The following is a 19,074-nucleotide window of genomic DNA, read 5'->3' as shown; positions in this document are numbered from 1 at the left end:
TCAATTCCTCTTCTTGTTATTCTGTCAGTTGTGCGGCACGGAAAGCGCGTAACACATTCCCTAACTGTGCATTTTGTGCCGCATTCATTTCACGTCCGGCACTATGTCCTGCATTATTTACGGCAAAATGCCCAAATGCCACAAGCCAATCTAGACGATAATTATCATCATAATTGCTGGTATGATCATTCAATTTTGGTAAGCCGTTATGTTGCTCAACGGGACGTTGTTCAAAAATCATTTGCCCCGCCAACACTCTGCTGGCTGGACGTTGTTCTAGTGCTATGTCTGAATAGCCTAACCAAGCAATAAAATCAGCAATAGCCGTATTCATGGTAAACACTTGTCGCTCAGCCAATTGATCACGTTTGCTCCCGCTACGTTCATTACGTAACGCGATTTTCGACAATTGCTCTTGCAATTTTAATCTTGTCGCACCTGTCACCAATTCATTGACAACATTTTCGACATTATCTACTGACACGCCCAAATATTGCATTAAACGGTGATCAGCAGTTAAATTGCGTAAATGGCTGACCCACGCCTTGAACACGGCTTGTGCAAAGCGTGATTCTTCCACTTTTTCAATACGTTGTGGCGTGGTCGTGGTAACTGGGGCTGGATCACTAAATAAATCGAACTCTTCTGCCGGTGAATAGGTTTGTTCAACCTCTTCTTCGCCTAATATGTCATCTAAATCAGAGAAATACAGCGAGCGTATTGTTTCTTCCGGTAACTGCAGATGACGCAATAATTCGCCCATACAAAGAGAACGTGGATTTTGTGGATGTAGTTCTTTTGCGAGCGCATTGGCTAATTGTCGTTTTTTCGCCACTTCTTCTTCGCCATCACTTTGATACCAGCTCGCAAAACGATTCTCGACAAAGTGGTGAATCCGTTCGTTCAATTGCTCGGTTAAACGATGGGCTTTCACTTCAGGTAGGGCGATGGTTTCTAAATACTGGCTAATGCGTTTCATCCCACCATCATTCAGTAATAACATCGCATCCCAAGCTTCTTCTGGTTGAGCAATATGTTTGCGAATATCGGGATCTTGACAAAACGTGCGTTTTAACAAGGCAAGTTGTGCAGTTTCACTCTGATTGATACTGACTTCGTTTTCCCCTTCGACATTTAAGAAAGGGACTTTAAAGCCGGGTTTACGTACCAAGAAAACATTATCAAACGGGTTGCCATTTGCCCAATTATTAAACCAGTCATAATTGCCAAAACGTTCTAAAATAGTTTGTTTTAATAAACCACCCGAACCCCAAGAAATTTTTAATAATTCTTCCTCTTTGGTTAAATCCTGACTAATACGCATATCAAACATCGTAATCGCCCATAATAAGCCCGGTTTACGTTCCGCGCGTTGTTCTGGACTCTCGCCTTGTGTTTTATGGATCCAACGCTCAAGCACAGGACCGACACTATTGACATCAGATTGTTTAGTTGATGGCGTACACACAATCAAGATGTTCATTTCTTGACTGTCTGTATAACGTTCAAATAAATACGCTACTTTACCGCGCAAGATCAACTGAGATACTGGATTACCCTCTTTCACTTCTGCTAAGGACGTAATTGCCAAGCGTCCACGATACCCCGGGAAATCCAATAAATCGACACGCTCAACCGCAGGCACACGCGTTGGATTCATCAAGGGGAAAACTAACTCCGCGGTCAGTGCGGTTAATTCTGCTAACGAAATTGTCACCGCTCCCCCGACCTCTTCACCCTGTGCGGGACGCACATCAATTTGCTCATCACGCGCGGTACCTAAGCGCTCTAGCATATCCACGTTCATAATACTGTCCGCTTGAGATAAGCCCCCTTCAGGAGTTTCTTTCACTACAGCACTAAGCGGCGCATACACACGTTCAGGATGACCTAAACGTGCTAAAGAATGAGCGAATTGAATATAAATATCGGTCAGCTCTTGAATTTCACCCCAAAGAATCGAGAATAACGTGGCACGTTCTTGGATCGCTAAATAAGGTGCAAGTGCGGTCGCATTTGCCCAATAATTGCCTTGTAACACTGATAACGACTTGCCAAAACTGTCTTGGGCGTAATCTTGCAAATCGACTACATCATCTTGATTAACACCTGGCACTAAATTCGCCGAAACTCGCCCACTTAAGCTTTTCACTAATTGATTAATACGCGATTGCGTAATTTCGTATTCCACCCGTTCTTTATCAAAGTCATTGAAATAGGCATTCACCAGAATTTTTGCCACTTCAATTTCACTGAATAAACGCAGTTCTAAAGGATAGCCTGCTACCCCTTTGGTTTCTTTACGGGTAAAACGGGTCACTAGCCCTGTTGCTTCTTTTCCGCCACCTGGTGGGTTGATATGTTTAATAAAATCCAGTTTTTGCCCATCAAATAAGGTTTCCAATTTACCCCGTTCATCCGCCGCCAAGGCAGAAATTAAAAAGGATTTACCCGCTTGGGATAAGCCAAAGAAACCCGCTGTAATCGGCTTATCCGACACCGCGCCTAAACGTTTTGCGGTGTTACGCAAACGGCGCAGTTCTAAAATTAAACTGTCGGCTTCGTTATTTAACCGGACAACATTCGGGCGTACATCATCAATCCAATCAATTGCTGATTGTGATGCAGTAAAGACCTCATTCCATGATTGCACTAATTGTTTTGCTGTATTACTCATTATATCTCCCGTTTAATGCTGCCCGTATCTAACCAGTAAAGGCTGTCTTTTAAGCCGGCATCTGTCATGGTATTCAAACTCAATTTGATTTGTGGCTCACCCAGATCATTACGTCTTAAGCGGATTTTTTTCACTTTGCCATCTAAGGTTTTTAACTCGGCATTGGCGATTTCAAAATGTTCAATGCGTTCTTTTTGTTTTGACGCTAAACCTAATGCTTTCTTAATACGCAAAGTGATATCCAACACCCCACCATTCGCTAACTCACGATTTAGCGCATCATCTTCAATCGTCAAAATATACAGTGGTGTGGCGCTCCAACGCTCTACATTCAATTGACGGAAGCCTAAACGGGCTAACCCACGCGCTTCAAAATGGGTATCAGGTAATTCATAATCCGGGTTATCCAGATCAATATCACGATAGTAAATATTGCTGTCTTTAATCACGTTATTGTTATCCAGTAACCCAATGTATTTGACGGTTGAATAGGCGACCAATGCCGTGGCACGCAAATAGAAGTTCGGTAGGCGCTGATGAGTACTTAAAAAACACAGCATTGCACCGACAGACGCGGTGGTTTTAGGATCATCAATACGACCCTGTTTGTGGAAAGGATACCAGTTACCGGTACGGTAATTATGTAAAGGCAAAATACGCCCTACCGGCAGTGGTAAACGCGAGCGGAAAAAGGCTTGTACACCGGGTAAACGCGAAGGACGTCCCGTCAATAACAGAACATCACATTGATAGCAATTAATCACTTCGCATAACGCGTTAAACGTTTTACAAATATCGTAATAATCGCCACGCACAAAGCGGTTATGAATCTCACGTAAATTCACCTCAAGCGGTAAATCTAAAATACTGAAATGCGGATCATTTAATTCCCGTCTGATCGGTTCATTAATGTAATCTAAGACGTTTTCTGTTGGTGCTTCCACCTCACTTAACAAACTCGAAAAGCGCAGATCCGTTAAACTGGCTTCGCTGTAATAAGGATCAAAATTCTCATACTCTTTTAAAACACGTAACCCAATAGGCATAAAGACTTGAAGGGTTAATTGCTGACGCAATAATTTATCCTGTACTGAGCGCTCTTCTGAACCAATTAATTTAGACAAAATGGAATCAGGTTCACGCATGCCTTTTTCTTTTAAACCTTTGGCAAGAGAATTCACCACCACATCGCGAATCATATCAAGTAAAATATCATCCCCCGCCACTTTGAAACCATCACGGAAACGTTGGGTCGGGACGATATGTGCGTTACTGCCGCCTGTAGCGTAATTCCCTCCATAATCTAAAGCATAATCATTGATTACTAAGTCTGTAGTTCCGCCACCAATATCTACTGTCGCAATGGTAATTTTGCCTTTTTCTGGGTTATCGCTACGTCTTAATGCTTCAATAAATTCTTCTGGACGACCGCCATAATTATTCTGGGTTTCATTAAAGAAATACACCACTTGCCCACAGGTTGCTTCATCCCATTGAATTACCACTTCAGGCAACATTGGCCAATAACTTTCACGACTGTCTTTCGAGTCAAAATTGAGATCTTCATCGCTTTTATCCCAACCTAAACTTTTCCAAACGAGTCCAATCGCTTGATACACGCTGTTACGGAAAATTTCACGTTCAGGTTTCGGCATCGCTGGAGGCACCGTCAGAATGATCGAACGTAAATAACGCGGTGTACGAGAATGCTCTAACTTAGCACGTTGTGTCGGGCTATTAATTTGAATTAAGGCATGCATCAAGACTTCAGATAACATAAATGTCATCAATGAACTGCGTGAATATTTCGGGTGGAAAACCGGAATTTTACGCTCAAATTCGTCATCAATATTGTCATCGAGAATATGTAGCGCCTCGCCATATTCATTAATTAAGCCAGACAACGGTTCTGCGGTGGCGTGAGGTTCATGATCGGTTTTCACATACGCACTATTAAAGCGCCAACCTTGTCCATACTGCTCCGTGTCCCAAAGATAGCGTTTAGGGCTAGATAAACCCGTAGCACCTTCGTTACCGTTACGACGGCTTGCCAAACGCGCCGCTTCTTTGCCCACTCGTCCAATCGTTGCCCACTGGAATGCATCACGACGTCCACTTTGGACCGAAAAATGTTCTTTACCAAAAAAGGCTTGAGCAAATTCCACGCGGCTTTCAAAAGGCTCGTTATACACCCGCTCTGGACTGCTTAAATCACGCAACTCCAATTCATAACGTTTCTTTAAACCGTCTTTTTCTTGTTTGTGATCTTCAATTAAAATGCCACACGTCCGCGAATTCCCTACATCTAACACCATATCCACCGGAATCGCTTCCACAATGTCATCCGCTTTTTTCGAAACCACCTTAATGTTTGGCATGGATAAGCAGGTGCCTAAGATCGCTAAAATGTTCAGATAATGAGCTTGATGATTTTTCAGCGTAATCGCATCGGACAATTCTTCAAAGTCGGTTAAGCGAATGCTATGCGCCTGCTCTTTGAAAATTTCTAACAGCCACTCATTCACCCATTTGAAATCTAAAAACCAGGACATCTGATTGGATTGGTGAGCGAAACCAAATACGACACCAGAACGCACATCCTCCTCTGTCGGCGCTAAATAAGCCACATTTTGGCTATTGGGAAAAACTTTCGTATCAAAAGCAAAGGTAATACGATGAGTATGACCTTCTTGATCTGGGTTCTCTAAACGAATAACACGCACACGCGCCCAGTTATAAGGACCTTCATCAAAACGATCAGGAGGCACAGTACGTAAAAAAGGAATCGGTAACCAGACGCCATCAAATAAGGTAAAGGAATGTTCTACACTGATATCTTGTTCAGGGGTTACAATCCGACCGGGTTGCGTGGGGTCATAATAGCCATCACGGACTTTATCTTCAATTAAACGACGTAACGGTCCATTCTCACCAGAAGAAATAAAGTAGCCGCTAGCAATGTCACGCCATTCCCTGTCTTTCCAATCAATCTTCAAACCAAAATCAATAAACTGAATACCGCTATTCATCACTAGCGATACTTCTTTACCTAAATAATGTAATTCTGGGAGCATTTTTATTCTCTCTTTTTCGTCAATTTAAGGGGTTTTCATGGACATTGGGAAACGTTGCCCTGAACCATATTCGCCTTCACAGTCCGCCGATCCCGCTACATCGGGTTTACAGTTAACACTCGGTAATTGATAGAATGAACCATCACTACAATTGGCAATACCGGTGTTTGCAATGCTTAAACTGCCACCACGCATCGCCGCGTTCACATCACCAACACATTGCACACCATCTCCACGTTCCACACGGACTTTTCCTTTTCCTTTTTCAAATTCATAGTTGAGACGAAGCGGTTTGCCCGTGGTTTTATCTTGAATTCCAGCGCCCGCATTCCATTTCCCATTAAGGAAATCCACATTACCTGTTTTGCTACTTTCTGCAGGAATCTGTAATGGCTTATTCGTCAATGTTTGATCTTGTGCTGGATTTTGCGTTGCTGTCAGATCTTTCGTCTGATGAGCGACAGGATCTTCTTTATCTTCTTTAGCCGTTGGCGAGTTACGATCAGAATGAGAGGTCGGCTCATTTGCTTTTAACGGATCAAGTGTCTTATCTGCTGTATTCCCGTTCTCGGTCAAATTTGGCTGCATGGTTTTATCCGCGAGAGAAGAGTCTGTTGTTGCAACAGATTTGAGCTCAGTGTGTGCGACATCACCTGTCACTTTCCCGACTTTCTCAACAACTTTTGTGCCGGGTTCAGCAACAAAAGTGCGGTCACATTTTTCTAAATTTGCTGTCGTGGTTTTCGTTAAGCGTGTAATTAATGCCTTCTCTGTGACGATCTGCCCATTGTCTTGATATACCCACTTATTTTGCGTAAAACGATACAAACGCCCGTCTAAACAAATCAGGCGTTCTGTTGCGCTCAAGGATGTTTTTTCTACTGGCGTTGTTTTTTTGGCAAGATCAACATTCGTGGTGCTACAGCTACGCAAAAAGAACAGAGCAAGTAATCCCAATAGTAAGAAGGGCAGTAACCATAATAACCAACGCCACCACGGTTTCTTTTCAACGATATTCGCAGGCTCAGGAGAAATTACAGGCGCAGCTGGTTCACGCACAACGGGTTTTAAACGTAAGAAAGGATGCCCATACGCTTCGGTATTTTTTTCTAGAAATCCCCAGAAAGTGATCACTGGGCGATTATTCACTAAATACACATAGTCAGGATTAGGAAAACGTAAGGCTTTGAGATTTTCAGGATCATGAATATCCTCAGGATGTTGGTTACCGCACAACAAACGTGAAAAAAGTAAGAGATCACCTTGCAAATTATCACTCTTTTTCAAACTGAGCCCAAATTGCAACATTGCTTGCTCAAATTGACTCAATTCAGCAAAAGCTGCCGCGCGTTCTTCATCTGTAGCGGATGTCCAAGGAATAATCATATATTTACCGTCGGCACGATCAGATTCAAAAGGCACATACCAATCAATTTGGCTCCCCTGATCATTACGCTGTGGGATGGCTAAATAATTGGCAAAACGCTTACCTATTGTTTTGTCATTCGCATCCTTGACTCTAAACTTAATGGCATCACGCAATTGCGAAGCAACCGCATAAACGGAAGTTCCATCTTGTCCAAGTGCGGTGTAATTTTTCACATCACCGCTACGTAATAAAGCACTTAACATAGATTATCCTTGTTCAACCTGATCACAATAAATACAAAAACGTTATAAATATTGCACTACATTCACACGATTTTAATAAGCTTGCCGCAGAAATGCAAAGAATTTGTACTTTTTTACAGCACTAAGATTTGTATTGATATCAAGGATATAAAAAACAAAAATTGCACTTTCAAACTAACAACTTGACGGATAGCACAATTTTATTTTGCGAGAAATCCCACAAATTTGATAAAAAGCACTTGATACTGTTTATTCATACAGTTAATATACACGACAAATTCTGATGATGATTTTATTGAGGATTCAAACATGGCAACAAAAGAAGAAAAAAATAAAGCACTGGCAGCAGCACTTGGGCAGATTGAAAAACAATTTGGGAAAGGCTCTATTATGAAATTGGGCGATACCCAAGCCTTGGATGTTGAAGCCGTGTCAACAGGCTCCTTAAGCCTCGACGTCGCACTTGGCATTGGCGGGTTACCAATGGGCCGTATTGTTGAAATTTTCGGACCTGAATCTTCCGGTAAAACCACCTTAACCCTTTCTGTCATTGCGCAAGCGCAAAAAGAAGGCAAAACCTGTGCCTTTATTGACGCAGAACACGCATTAGATCCAATTTATGCCGCCAAACTGGGCGTCAATGTGAATGAACTGTTAGTTTCCCAACCTGATAACGGTGAACAAGCACTCGAAATTTGCGATGCGTTAGTGCGTTCAGGTGCAGTGGATGTCATCATCGTGGACTCAGTCGCAGCATTAACCCCGAAAGCGGAAATTGAAGGAGAAATGGGTGACTCACACATGGGCTTACAAGCACGTTTGATGTCACAAGCGTTACGTAAACTCACTGGACAAATCAAAAACTCAAATTGCTTAGTGGTCTTTATTAACCAAATCCGTATGAAAATTGGTGTCATGTTCGGTAACCCAGAAACCACAACAGGGGGGAATGCACTGAAATTCTATGCCTCTGTACGTTTAGATATTCGCCGTACGGGTGCGATTAAAGAAGGTGAAGAAGTGATCGGTAACGAAACCCGTGTCAAAGTGGTGAAAAACAAAGTGGCGGCACCATTCCGTCAAGTAGATTTCCAAATTCTTTACGGTCAAGGTATTTCTAAAACAGGTGAGCTCATCGAGTTAGGCGTAAAACACAAATTAGTGGATAAAGCAGGTGCATGGTATGCTTACAATGGTGAAAAAATCGGTCAAGGTAAAGCTAACGCGATGAAATGGTTAGAAGAGCATCCTGAAGAAGCATTGGCTTTAGAAACGAAATTACGCAATGAGTTGCTCGCGAATCCAGAAAAAGTACTCGCGGCAGACATTGCGGAAAAAAATGAAAGCTCTACGGGCTTAGAAGCGGATTATTAATCTGTTTTTAGCGGTTTAATCGAAAAAAGTGCGGTGAGTTTTAACAAAATTTCACCGCACTTTTTGCTGAGTGATATCTAAACATTGTAAAGAAGCAGGTAACCATCGTATGTCTTCTCCCGCGTTAAATTATGTCGTTGGCTTATTAGCACGCCGTGAATACAGTGAGTTTGAACTTCGCTGTAAAATGCAAGAAAAAGGCTTTTCTGAACAAGAAATTGATGACACACTTGCCTTTTGCCAACAAAAAAACTGGCAAAATGATCGCCGCTTTGCTGAAAATTATCTCACCTTTCGGGCACAGCGAGGTTATGGATTTGCCAGAATCAAACAAGAATTACAACAATTAAAAGGGATTTCCTCTGCACTTATCACTGAAGCTGAACAAATATTGGCGCCAGATTGGCAGCACCATGCTTTAACCGTATTGAGAAAAAAATTCCCACAGCATGCCGAAATCACCGACTTAAAATTAAAACAAAAAGTCTGGCGTTATATGCTTTCACATGGTTTCAAGCCTGAGCAATTTGCACATTATGTTGGGCATACAGAGTATGAAGAATAATCTCATCAAAATAAATAATATCGTTTCTAAAAAATAGCCCTTCAATACTGAATTTGCAGTATGAAGGGCTACCTAATCTAGCAATCAACAAGTTTATTTACTTTCTAAAAGCACCGGCGGTTCTTCTAGTTGAGAATGTGTAAGTGAAGAAACTGCCATCGTTTCTTTTAAACTTTCCTCACGCACTTGCTGCGCTAAAGCATTTTCCCCTACTTGTTCGAATACATAGGCCGCCATATTGACATCGGTTGCTTCAAGTTGTGCTTTATTGGCAACGACATGTTTGAACGCTTGGCTAGCTTGGGTAAAATCATTATTACGCACATACAAATACCCCAAGGCGCGATAAATACAGCAATGCTCACCTTCTATGGCTTTATTTGCTCTTTTCTCCATCAGTTTAATTAACTTACTATTATCTTCCGGTTGCAAACGTGCAATTTGCGTACACAACAAACGATTTTCTGGGCTTTGATCTTCCACTTTCTTCAAAGCTTCCAGTGTCAATTCATAAGCAGTTTCATGGTCATTGCAATCAATTAAACGCTGAATTAATGCAATTTTAACTGAAAGATCATGACGACGTTTACGTGGCTGATCATTCCACCAAGTCAATAAGCCATCTACACCTTCTTCGTTCATTTTCTCATCTAATAAGCCATTTTCCACTTGACGTTGCAATTGGATAAAATCTTGCGCTGTATATAATCCCGCACTTTCAATTTGGTCAAGTATCTTATCTAGAGCTAAATACGCTTTTGATTTTAAATAAATATCGACTGCTAGCTTGAGTACTTCTTTATTACGGTTCGTCATCACTAACAAACTATCAACCGAACTTCGTGCAGCAGGTAATTTTCCTTGTTGCAATAGAATTCGCGTTCTCGCTAACTCAACCATTAAATTATCGGACCCGGCTAACTCCGTTGCTTCTAACAAATAACGGTTAGCGGAAAATTCATCACCACGTTGTTGTGCCGCTTCTGCGGCAGTAATGAAGTTCAAGATCGGCTCTTCCGAATGTTTCGCATTTTTCCCGATTAATTTCTCTGCTTTTGAATAATCGCCCTCATTCATGCGCATCAACCCTTCGAGGGTTTGTTTTTGTGCTTTGGCACGTTTACGACGAGAAAACCAATGATAAGTATCGCTACTTAAACGACAAAAACGCGTCACAATAACTTCAATTCCATAAATTACTGCCATGGCGATCACAAAAAACACCACTAACATCGTAATGGACATTTCAATATTGTAGCTGTTCGTTTCAATCAAGACATAGCCTTGTTTACCCGATAAATACGGTCCTGCAATTAAGCCTGCTAGTAACACCAGCATTAAAAATAGCACTCTAAACATAATCTATTTCCTCTACTGTTGTTCTGTCGTCGAAGCGTCACTCGAAGGAGCACTCTCTGTTGTTTCCTCAACTAACGCCTTATCCACGGAAAGTTCGATCTTTTTAACATCTTGTGAAGGGCGATCCAGTAGTTTATCCAACACATTTAAACTCTGTAATTGAGAAGGTACATCCACATAGATAGATTGCTCCGCTAATTCATCTAGTGTTTTCAAGAAATTCTGCGCTACTTCAGAGTTAGTATCAAAATAACTTCTGATCCAAGATGCTACAGTTTCTAGTGATTGTTTATACAATTCATCTTGTTGACGTGGTACCGCCATAATGGCAATTTGCAAACGTAATCGGATATTTTCACGTAAATAAATATCCTGATTCGGGGCTAATAGCACCTTATCACTCGTATTTCTTGGTGTAATGCGAATAAAGTGATTTAAGAAAGAAGTCGCGCTTTTTTCGGCGTTTTCTTTCCAATCATCTAACGAATCAGTAAGTTTTTCATTATTGTTCACTGCATCAAAATTCACGTCTAATACAGTCAACTCATCAATAGTATTAGCCAGCTGTGATAAACGTTGCATGATCACATTCTGATCGACATTATTCACTGCAAGTAATTGTTTTAAATCATTATTGATCGCGGTCCTAACCATGCTAACACGCGGATCTGACATTTTTTCCAAAGTTTCATCCGCAATCTTGAGTAAGGAAACACCTGTATCCACATCGTTATCTAAAACTAACTTGCGTAATGCATTATTTAGTAAAAAATCTGCTTCTGATAATAACCAATCATTTGGCTGTTGTTGTTTCGCGGCAGCACTCATGCGGTTTACTTGATTTTGCAATGCAGAAAGAGAATGGTCTTTGCCTGCAAGCTCTTTTTCTAACTGTTGTAATTTTTCTTCATTATCACGTATGGAACGCATTAATTGGGCAATTTGCTGACGCTCTTGCTCAAACGTCGGAAGGTCCACTTTTGCGGGTGTGATATTGGCTGTTTGCTGTTCAAGGGCGCTGAGTTTATGTTGAATATGATCCACTTGTTGTAAACCAAAGTAATAACCTGCCGCACCAAGACCAAGCGCAACTAACAGCGCCAGTAACGCTAAACCAGTGCCACCACCTTTCTTCACCACAACTGTTTCGGCGGTGTTTTTTGATTCAGCACGCGCTTGCTTAGCAGGTTCTTTTTTGACACTTTCTTTCATCTCATCTCGCATTTTGCCTGCATCCTTTTTCTCTGGCACCTCGTTTTTTGCGGTTTCCGTCTGCGTAGCAGGCGCATCTTGTGTAACCGCCTGTTCTTTTGGATCTACCGTGACTTTTCCACTGGTCTTTTTCTTATCGACTGTACTTCCCTCATTTTTTGGTACAGTACTGCTTTCAGAAGAGGTTATTTTATTTTCAGCCATAATACCCATTTCCTTTATGATCATTAGAATTCAACACTAGTTAGTCCGCAGACAGCAATGTTTTTAGTAAATGCACGTTATCTGCTCGCGGTGAAACCACCACATCACACCAACCCAATTGTTTGGCTAAATTGGCAATACGCTGACTTACCGTCACCAGCTGACAACTTTTTAGCCAATTATGTTCGCTTTCTGGAACAAAATCCACAAGATACTGCAAAATTTCTGCACTGCTAATCACAAGCCGATTAATTCCTGCACGCTTACAAATACTGATCTGCTCTGCATTATTGTAGGCAGTCGGTACACGCTGGTAACATTCGAGCGTCTCCACTTTAGCACCACGCAATTGTGCCTGTTCAGAAAAATACTCACGTCCCCCATTGCCGCGTAAAATTAAAATGTGCTTTTCTGACAAATCTTGCATGGCATCCAGTGCCAATAATCCTTCGCTACTTTCCTGTCGATAAGGATACAATACCGCACGTTCGATTTGACTGGCAAAAAATTCAGCACTGCGCTGTCCTACCGCAAAATAGGCTAAATCTGTTCGCCAAGAAAACCCTGTATTCTTTAACGTATCGACTGCATACTGAACAGCATGTTTTGAAACTGCAAAAACATAATCACCCGCTTTAAGTTGCGACAGTTTATTCGGCAAGTCATTCAATTCTCGTCCTGTTTCGATCGTAAAGAGCGGTAAATGGATTGCAAAAATCCCCGCTTGAATCAACATCTCTGTTAACTGTGCGCCTCGCACATCAGGTCGAGTGACTAATACCGCCATTTTATTCTTCCCTTCCTTAGTTTGAATAAAGTGTTTGCAAGATTTTATCCGCACCTTGCTGTAAAAGTTTTTCTGCCACTTGAATACCTAATGTTTCGGCATCCGCAACCGCACTCCGTCCTTCTGCACGAAGTATACTGGAACCGTCTACTTCGCCCACTAAAGCACGCAAAAAGAGCTGTCCCTCTTCGATAATCGCATAACCTGCAATTGGCACCTGACATCCCCCTTGTAAATGCCGATTCATCGCACGTTCAGCCAATACACAAGCAGTCGTTTCTGGATCGGCTAAAGGGGCTAACAACAGCTCAATTTCTGCCTCTTGACGACATTCAATGCCAACGGCACCTTGCCCTGCGGCAGGCAAACATTGTGTGACATCAATCAAAGAGGTGATACGTTGTTGTTGCCCTAAACGTATAAGCCCCGCGGCAGCCAGAATAATCGCATCATAATCGCCGTTATCTAATTTTGCTAAGCGAGTTCCAACATTGCCACGTAGTGAATGAATGTGTAGATCAGGACGTAACTGCTTTAACTGACATTGGCGACGTAAGCTAGAGGTACCCACCACCGCACCAGCAGGTAATTCCATGAGAGTGCGGTATGAATTTGATACAAATGCATCACGCGGATCTTCACGTTGACAAATGGTGCTAAGCATTAATCCTGCTGGAAACTGCATAGGGACATCTTTCATCGAATGTACGGCAATATCGGCTTCGCCCTTTAATAAAGCTTGTTCTAACTCTTTCACAAAGAGTCCTTTTCCTCCAATTTTAGCCAGTGGCGTATCTAAAATCACATCCCCTTTTGTCACCATTGGGACAAGTTCGACCACTAATCCAGCATGGATTTTTTCTAAACAGGCTTTCACATAGTTCGCTTGCCACAATGCAAGCGGGCTCTGACGCGTAGCGATTCTCAAGCTTTTTCTTGTCATCATCACAACCATTTTAGGCAGAATAATTTGCTCCTATCCTAACATTGTTGGGTTTAAATGTCAGTTTCCATTTAAATTTTTTGCTTTCAGTTATACCAAGTGTTAGAGTACTTAGGTGGAGCGAATCTCGTCATATCTGTGAGTGGAATATCATTTGAATTACGATCTCTTTAGTGCCCAAAAGAAAGTGGAGTATTTAGATAAGCTACGTATTGAGCGCGCATTATCTGGTTCTTCTGGCGAATTTCAGCACGTTTTTCAGTTACTTACGTTGTTGTTACATATTAACCACCCTAATCTGCCCGGCTACGTTGCTGACGCGCCTGTAGGGATTGCTGACTTTGTTATTTCCCCCTACCAAAAACAATATCTGCTCACAACCGTGCCGAGCTTAGAGGCTAATCAGTCACTGCTCCCATCCTTTTCTTATCGTAGTACCAATGCCATTTTAGGTGTCTATGTGATGGGCAGTATTGCCTCTATTTCACAAACACCAAAATCGGATCTAGATACTTGGGTCTGCCATCGTGATGATTTAAGTACAAAAGAAAAAGAAGCCTTACAACGTAAAACACATTTATTAAAAAATTGGGCGAAACAATTCAACATTGAAATCAATTTTTATTTAATGGATCAAAAGCGGTTCCGTTGTTTCCGTTATGCGGAACCGTTAACAGCAGAAAACTGCGGTTCAGCTCAATATATGTTACTGTTGGACGAATTCTATCGCTCTGCGATTCGCTTAGCAGGCAAACCATTACTCTGGCTACATTTATTGATCGAACAAGAAGAAAATTATGAAAGTGAAGTCGAGCGGTTAGTCCGTACCCAACAAATTTGTCTTGATGATTGGGTTGATTTTGGTGGTTTGGGGCAACTTTCCGCCAACGAGTATTTTGGTGCAAGTTTATGGCAACTGTACAAGGGGATCGATGCGCCTTATAAATCGGTCATCAAAATCTTATTGTTAGAAACGTATTCATCAGAATACCCCAATACCTATTTAATTGCGCGCCAATTTAAAGAAGAATTATTAACAGGTAAGCTCAACCCAAGCCATCATTTTGATCCCTATTTAGCCATGTTGCAACGAGCGACACGCTACCTCACGAAACACAATGAATTAAAACGTTTAGGTTTTGTTCGCCGCAGTGTTTACTTAAAAGCAACTGAAGGTATGTGTTGGCAAGATCCTAATGCGACAAATAATTGGCGCTTACAGCATTTGCAAAAGCTCATCCAAGAGTGGGATTGGTCGGACGCCTTAATTGAAGAATTAAATCAACGCGCTAACTGGAAAATCAAACAAGTCAAAAAAGCACATAACAGCTTAATTAAATTCTTAATGCTCAGTTATCGTAATTTAGTAGCCTTTGCTCGTAAACACAAAGTGAACTCGAGTATCATGCCACAAGACATCAGTGTGCTTACACGCAAACTTTATACAGCATTTGAAGAATTACCCGGTAAAATTACCCTACTTAACCCACAAATTTCACTCAATTTATCTGAGAAGAATTTGCTGTTTTTTGAAGTCAAAGGCAGTAAAACGTTCAAAGACGGGTGGTATGTGGTGAATCAAACACCAAGTGTTGCCGGCTTTGTACAAAAACGCTATACCGAATACAGTGAGAGTTTAAACAAACTGGTCGCTTGGGCGTATTTTAATCGTATTCTCACCGCCAATACCGACTTACACATTATTAGTCCCAATGTTTCCTTAACAACCTTGCGGCATTTTGTCACCGATTTACGTCTCTCATTTCCGGTCACGGTTTCCTCTGTCACGAATGAGGACTTAACTCATGCCTGTGAAATTCGGAGCTTAATTGTGGCAGTTAACTTAACCGTTGACCCAACCAAAAAAATCACACAAGTCAAATCTCGCATTCAAGCCAGTGATTTATTTAGTTTTGGACCGAAAGAAGAAAGTTTAGTCGGTAGTATCGATATTACTTACCGTAATCTTTGGAATGAAATTAGAACCTTACATTTTGAAGGACCGAATGCGATCCTCTTAGCCTTGAAGGTGCTGTCAAATAAAATTCATCGTGGTGCCCCTTCACCAAAATTGATTCAAGTGTTTTCTTATAGTCATCGTTACCGCCGGACGTTGAGTAATATTGTCACCGCGTTAATCAACCGCTGTATTAGTATCCAAATTGGCGATGCACTTCCACCACAAAATAATCTATTGCGTGTGGCAGGTAAAAACTGGCAGTTTTTCTTTGAAGAGCGTGGCATCAGTTTACAAGAAATTCACTCAAATGAAGAATTAGAAGCCACTGGCTTTGATACCGCGCTACAAACCGAAGTGGAAGAAAAAGAAAGCGCCTTACCCGATACCTCACGAACCTACCCCCCAGAGATTGATCACTTTGCCAGTGAGGGCTTTTTACAATTTTTCTTTGAAGATAATTCTGATGGTTCCTTTAATGTCTATATTTTAGATGAAGCCAATCGCATCGAAATTTACCGTAACTGCGATGGGCAAAAAGAAAAGAAGATTTTGGAGATTAACCACATTTATCAATCTTCAGGCTTGGATGAAAATAACAATCCGTATAAAATTGTGCAGCGTGATTTTAACTATCCGCAATTCTATCAATTATTATTACAAGAGAATGGCGTAAAAATCGTACCATTCCACAGTCGATTAGCGATGTCATAACATATTGGGGGTTATATGTCAGAAAAAATGAAAGTGTTGATTATCGACGATCATCCATTGATGCGTCGAGGAATCAAACAACTTATGGAATTAGCGCCAAATTTTGAAGTGGTTGCGGATGCGGGTAACGGCAGTGAAGGTATTAGCCTCGCATTACAAACGCAACCTGATTTGATTATTCTTGATTTGAATATGAAAGGGTTATCAGGACTGGATACATTAAAAGCACTGCGCGCAGAAGGCATTGATGCACGCATTTTGATTTTGACGGTGTCTGATTTAAAAAGTGATATTTTTACCTTAATTGATGCTGGGGCAGACGGTTACTTATTAAAAGATACGGAACCCGACGCGCTCTTAAGCCAAATTCAACGTATCGCACAAGGGGAAGTTATCCTAAGCGATTCAATTAAAGATGCATTAATTGAACGCCAGATGAATGCAGATCCTATTTATTCTCTCACCGATCGCGAAATGGATGTCTTACGTTTAATTGCGACAGGACTCTCCAATAAACAGATCGCTGGTCAGTTATTTATTTCAGAGGAAACCGTTAAAGTGCATATTCGTAATTTGCTCCGTAAGCTGAATGTGCATTCGCGTGTTGCAGCAACGGTGCTTTATTTTGAGCATAAAGGACGCTAGTCTTTCCCCCGTTAAAAAGCCAATTATCTTTATAATTGGCTTTTTTTTTGGCAAAAATTTACTAAAATTTTCAAAAAAACTACCGCACTTTGCGTTGCCAAAGCCTTTGCTTAAAAGGTACACTAAACTAATCTTTGATTTGAGGCGGCTATGAAATTATTAAGTAATACAAAGGCATCATTGATCACAAAAACGGTATTTTTTATCGGCAGTGTACTTTTGAGTACAGTCAGTTTGGCACAACAATTAGAACTACAAGTAAAAGGTATCCAGAATACTCAGCTTAATAATAATGTGCGTATTTACGTCGGTATGATTGATAAAGAAGAAGCCGACGGTTCCGAGCGTCATAAGCAATTGGTACGCGAAGCAATCGATAAAGCATTGCGGGCATACGGCTATTATCAAAGTGAAGTGGAATTTCAAATCGAAAGCCAAAAACCCCCTAAAAAAGATCAATTAATCGCCCATGTGAAGATCGGCGAACCTGTGAAAATCGCAGACGTCGATTTTGTTCTGCAAGGTGAAGCCACACAAGATCCTGAATTTATCGCCGTGACCAAGAATATCCCAGAAAAAGGGAGCATACTCAATCACGAAACCTATGATAATTATAAAAGTCACATCCAAAAAATCGCATTGAGTCGAGGCTATTTCGACGGTGATTTTTTAGTATCACGCTTAGAAGTCAGACCTTCAACGCAACAAGCTTGGTGGCGCTTAAATTATGATAGTGGTGAACGTTACCGCTTCGGTGAAGTTACCTTTGAAAATGCGCAAATACGCGAAGATTATTTGCGTAACATGATTAATTTTAATAAAGGTCAGCCCTACCTGATTAATGATCTTTCTACCTTAACCAACAATTACACGTCGTCAAATTGGTTTAGCTCTGTTTTAATGCAACCTGTTTTAGATGAAGAACACAAAATTGTGAATGTCGATGTATTGCTCCAACCACGCAAAAAAAATAGCATGGAAGTGGGGATTGGCTGGGCATCTGATGTGGGACCTCGCTTGCAATTAGGTTGGACAAAGCCTTGGATTAACAATCGTGGTCACAGTTTCCGTACCAATTTATATGTTTCTGCGCCAAAACAGACCTTAGAAGCCACCTACAAAATGCCTTTATTGAAAAACCCGCTCAACTATTATTACGAGTACTCGGCGGGTTTAGAAAATGAAAATAAAAATGACACAGAATCCTTTGCCTCTTCCTTATCTGCAATTCGCTATTGGAATCATGAAGCAGGTTGGCAACATTCTTTAGGCTTACGTGTCCGTTATGACTCTTTTATTCAAGCGAATGTAAAAGACAAAACATTGCTTGTGTTCCCAACTGCCTCTGTCAGACGAACCCGTTTACAAGGCGGGCTATTCCCGACTTGGGGGGATACACAAAAACTCACCATCGATTTAGGTCGTACATGGTGGCTGTCTGATGTGGATTTCCTCAAAATGCAAGGGTCGAGTTTATGGGTCAGAACTTATTTACAGCACCATCGTATCGTTACCCGACTAGAACTCGGCTGGTTACATACCAAAAATATCGAACGCATTCCACCTGCCTTGCGTTTTTTTGCGGGGGGCGATCGCAGTATTCGTGGTTATGGCTATAAAAAAATTGCGCCAAAAAACAATGCAGGCAAATTAGTTGGTGGCTCTCGCTTATTAACCGGGTCATTTGAATATCAGTATCAAGTGTATCCTGACTGGTGGTTAGCCACTTTCGCGGATACGGGACTGGCTGCTAACCAGTTTACAACAAAAGAATTACGCTATGGCGCAGGAATGGGGGTACGTTGGGCCTCACCCGTAGGGGCAATTAAGTTTGATATTGCCACCCCAGTCAGAGATAAAGACAACAGTAAAAATATCCAATTTTATATTGGACTAGGCGCGGAACTTTAATCACCACAGCATCACCGCAA

General features: G+C 41.4%; 12 protein-coding genes. 5 read left to right on the top strand and 7 right to left on the bottom strand.

Features of this window, described 5'->3' with window-relative positions:
* Positions 1-16: 16 nt before the first annotated feature.
* Genes KPF51_RS00145 through KPF51_RS00135 form a run of 3 tightly spaced genes read right to left on the bottom strand, consistent with a single transcriptional unit; the run spans position 17 to position 7,383 of the window.
* On the bottom strand, positions 17-2,677 hold the full coding sequence (locus KPF51_RS00145) for a putative virulence factor (RefSeq protein WP_061406275.1): 2,661 nt from the start codon (positions 2,675-2,677) through the stop codon (positions 17-19).
* The gene (locus KPF51_RS00140; protein WP_005755436.1) at positions 2,677-5,751 is read right to left on the bottom strand and encodes a virulence factor SrfB; all 3,075 of its coding nucleotides are present in this window, start codon (positions 5,749-5,751) and stop codon (positions 2,677-2,679) included. The genes KPF51_RS00145 and KPF51_RS00140 overlap by 1 nt, the downstream gene beginning before the upstream one ends.
* A 24-nt stretch (positions 5,752-5,775) precedes the next feature.
* A complete protein-coding gene (locus KPF51_RS00135; protein WP_061406276.1) occupies positions 5,776-7,383 on the bottom strand; it encodes an SrfA family protein in 1,608 nt (535 codons plus the stop codon).
* A gap of 309 nt (positions 7,384-7,692) precedes the next feature.
* On the opposite strand from KPF51_RS00135, the gene recA reads away from it, so the two are divergent.
* Positions 7,693-8,757 (top strand): recombinase RecA, encoded by a 1,065-nt coding sequence (recA, locus tag KPF51_RS00130; RefSeq protein ID WP_005724816.1) that lies wholly within the window; start codon positions 7,693-7,695, stop codon positions 8,755-8,757.
* 109 nt (positions 8,758-8,866) lie between these two features.
* Positions 8,867-9,322: a recombination regulator RecX gene (gene recX, locus KPF51_RS00125; protein WP_005724814.1), complete on the top strand. Its 456-nt coding sequence runs from the start codon at positions 8,867-8,869 to the stop codon at positions 9,320-9,322.
* Positions 9,323-9,415: 93 nt separating this feature from the next.
* Here the strand turns inward: recX and KPF51_RS00120 are convergent, their stop codons facing one another.
* From KPF51_RS00120 to hemC, 4 genes are read right to left on the bottom strand one after another with little or no spacing between them, the layout of a single operon-like run.
* Positions 9,416-10,681 carry a heme biosynthesis protein HemY gene (locus KPF51_RS00120; protein WP_005724812.1) on the bottom strand — a complete coding sequence of 422 codons (1,266 nt, stop codon included), beginning with the start codon at positions 10,679-10,681 and terminating at the stop codon, positions 9,416-9,418.
* 12 nt (positions 10,682-10,693) lie between these two features.
* A complete protein-coding gene (locus KPF51_RS00115; RefSeq protein ID WP_064661125.1) occupies positions 10,694-12,097 on the bottom strand; it encodes a uroporphyrinogen-III C-methyltransferase in 1,404 nt (467 codons plus the stop codon).
* A gap of 40 nt (positions 12,098-12,137) precedes the next feature.
* The gene (locus KPF51_RS00110; protein ID WP_005724810.1) at positions 12,138-12,884 is read right to left on the bottom strand and encodes a uroporphyrinogen-III synthase; all 747 of its coding nucleotides are present in this window, start codon (positions 12,882-12,884) and stop codon (positions 12,138-12,140) included.
* 16 nt (positions 12,885-12,900) lie between these two features.
* On the bottom strand, positions 12,901-13,827 hold the full coding sequence (gene hemC / locus KPF51_RS00105) for a hydroxymethylbilane synthase (protein ID WP_014391553.1): 927 nt from the start codon (positions 13,825-13,827) through the stop codon (positions 12,901-12,903).
* Between the two features lie 154 nt (positions 13,828-13,981).
* Between hemC and KPF51_RS00100 the strand changes: the two genes are divergently transcribed.
* The 3 genes from KPF51_RS00100 to KPF51_RS00090 all read left to right on the top strand — a co-directional run bounded on the left by KPF51_RS00100 (position 13,982) and on the right by KPF51_RS00090 (position 19,054).
* Complete coding sequence (locus KPF51_RS00100; RefSeq protein WP_005724808.1) at positions 13,982-16,498, top strand: class I adenylate cyclase; 2,517 nt, start codon at positions 13,982-13,984, stop codon at positions 16,496-16,498.
* A 15-nt stretch (positions 16,499-16,513) separates the two neighbouring features.
* Positions 16,514-17,143 carry a response regulator gene (locus KPF51_RS00095; RefSeq protein ID WP_005724807.1) on the top strand — a complete coding sequence of 210 codons (630 nt, stop codon included), beginning with the start codon at positions 16,514-16,516 and terminating at the stop codon, positions 17,141-17,143.
* Positions 17,144-17,293: 150 nt separating this feature from the next.
* On the top strand, positions 17,294-19,054 hold the full coding sequence (locus KPF51_RS00090; protein ID WP_061406277.1) for an autotransporter assembly complex family protein: 1,761 nt from the start codon (positions 17,294-17,296) through the stop codon (positions 19,052-19,054).
* Positions 19,055-19,074: the final 20 nt, after the last annotated feature.

Source organism: Pasteurella sp. XG20, from assembly GCF_018968665.1.
GTDB lineage: Bacteria > Pseudomonadota > Gammaproteobacteria > Enterobacterales > Pasteurellaceae > Pasteurella > Pasteurella multocida.
The sequence above is the reverse complement of the archived record's forward strand: the minus strand, read 5'-3'. Positions and strand labels throughout refer to the sequence as shown.

What these genes read in the sequence shown, in the direction of transcription:
- KPF51_RS00135 (WP_061406276.1), bottom strand. Translation starts at nt 7,383, where the DNA reads ATGTTAAGTGCTTTATTACGTAGCGGTGATGTGAAAAATTACACCGCA.
- KPF51_RS00110 (WP_005724810.1), bottom strand. Translation starts at nt 12,884, where the DNA reads ATGGCGGTATTAGTCACTCGACCTGATGTGCGAGGCGCACAGTTAACA.
- recA (WP_005724816.1), top strand. Translation starts at nt 7,693, where the DNA reads ATGGCAACAAAAGAAGAAAAAAATAAAGCACTGGCAGCAGCACTTGGG.
- KPF51_RS00090 (WP_061406277.1), top strand. Translation starts at nt 17,294, where the DNA reads ATGAAATTATTAAGTAATACAAAGGCATCATTGATCACAAAAACGGTA.
- KPF51_RS00095 (WP_005724807.1), top strand. Translation starts at nt 16,514, where the DNA reads ATGTCAGAAAAAATGAAAGTGTTGATTATCGACGATCATCCATTGATG.
- hemC (WP_014391553.1), bottom strand. Translation starts at nt 13,827, where the DNA reads ATGACAAGAAAAAGCTTGAGAATCGCTACGCGTCAGAGCCCGCTTGCA.
- KPF51_RS00115 (WP_064661125.1), bottom strand. Translation starts at nt 12,097, where the DNA reads ATGGCTGAAAATAAAATAACCTCTTCTGAAAGCAGTACTGTACCAAAA.
- KPF51_RS00120 (WP_005724812.1), bottom strand. Translation starts at nt 10,681, where the DNA reads ATGTTTAGAGTGCTATTTTTAATGCTGGTGTTACTAGCAGGCTTAATT.
- recX (WP_005724814.1), top strand. Translation starts at nt 8,867, where the DNA reads ATGTCTTCTCCCGCGTTAAATTATGTCGTTGGCTTATTAGCACGCCGT.
- KPF51_RS00140 (WP_005755436.1), bottom strand. Translation starts at nt 5,751, where the DNA reads ATGCTCCCAGAATTACATTATTTAGGTAAAGAAGTATCGCTAGTGATG.
- KPF51_RS00145 (WP_061406275.1), bottom strand. Translation starts at nt 2,677, where the DNA reads ATGAGTAATACAGCAAAACAATTAGTGCAATCATGGAATGAGGTCTTT.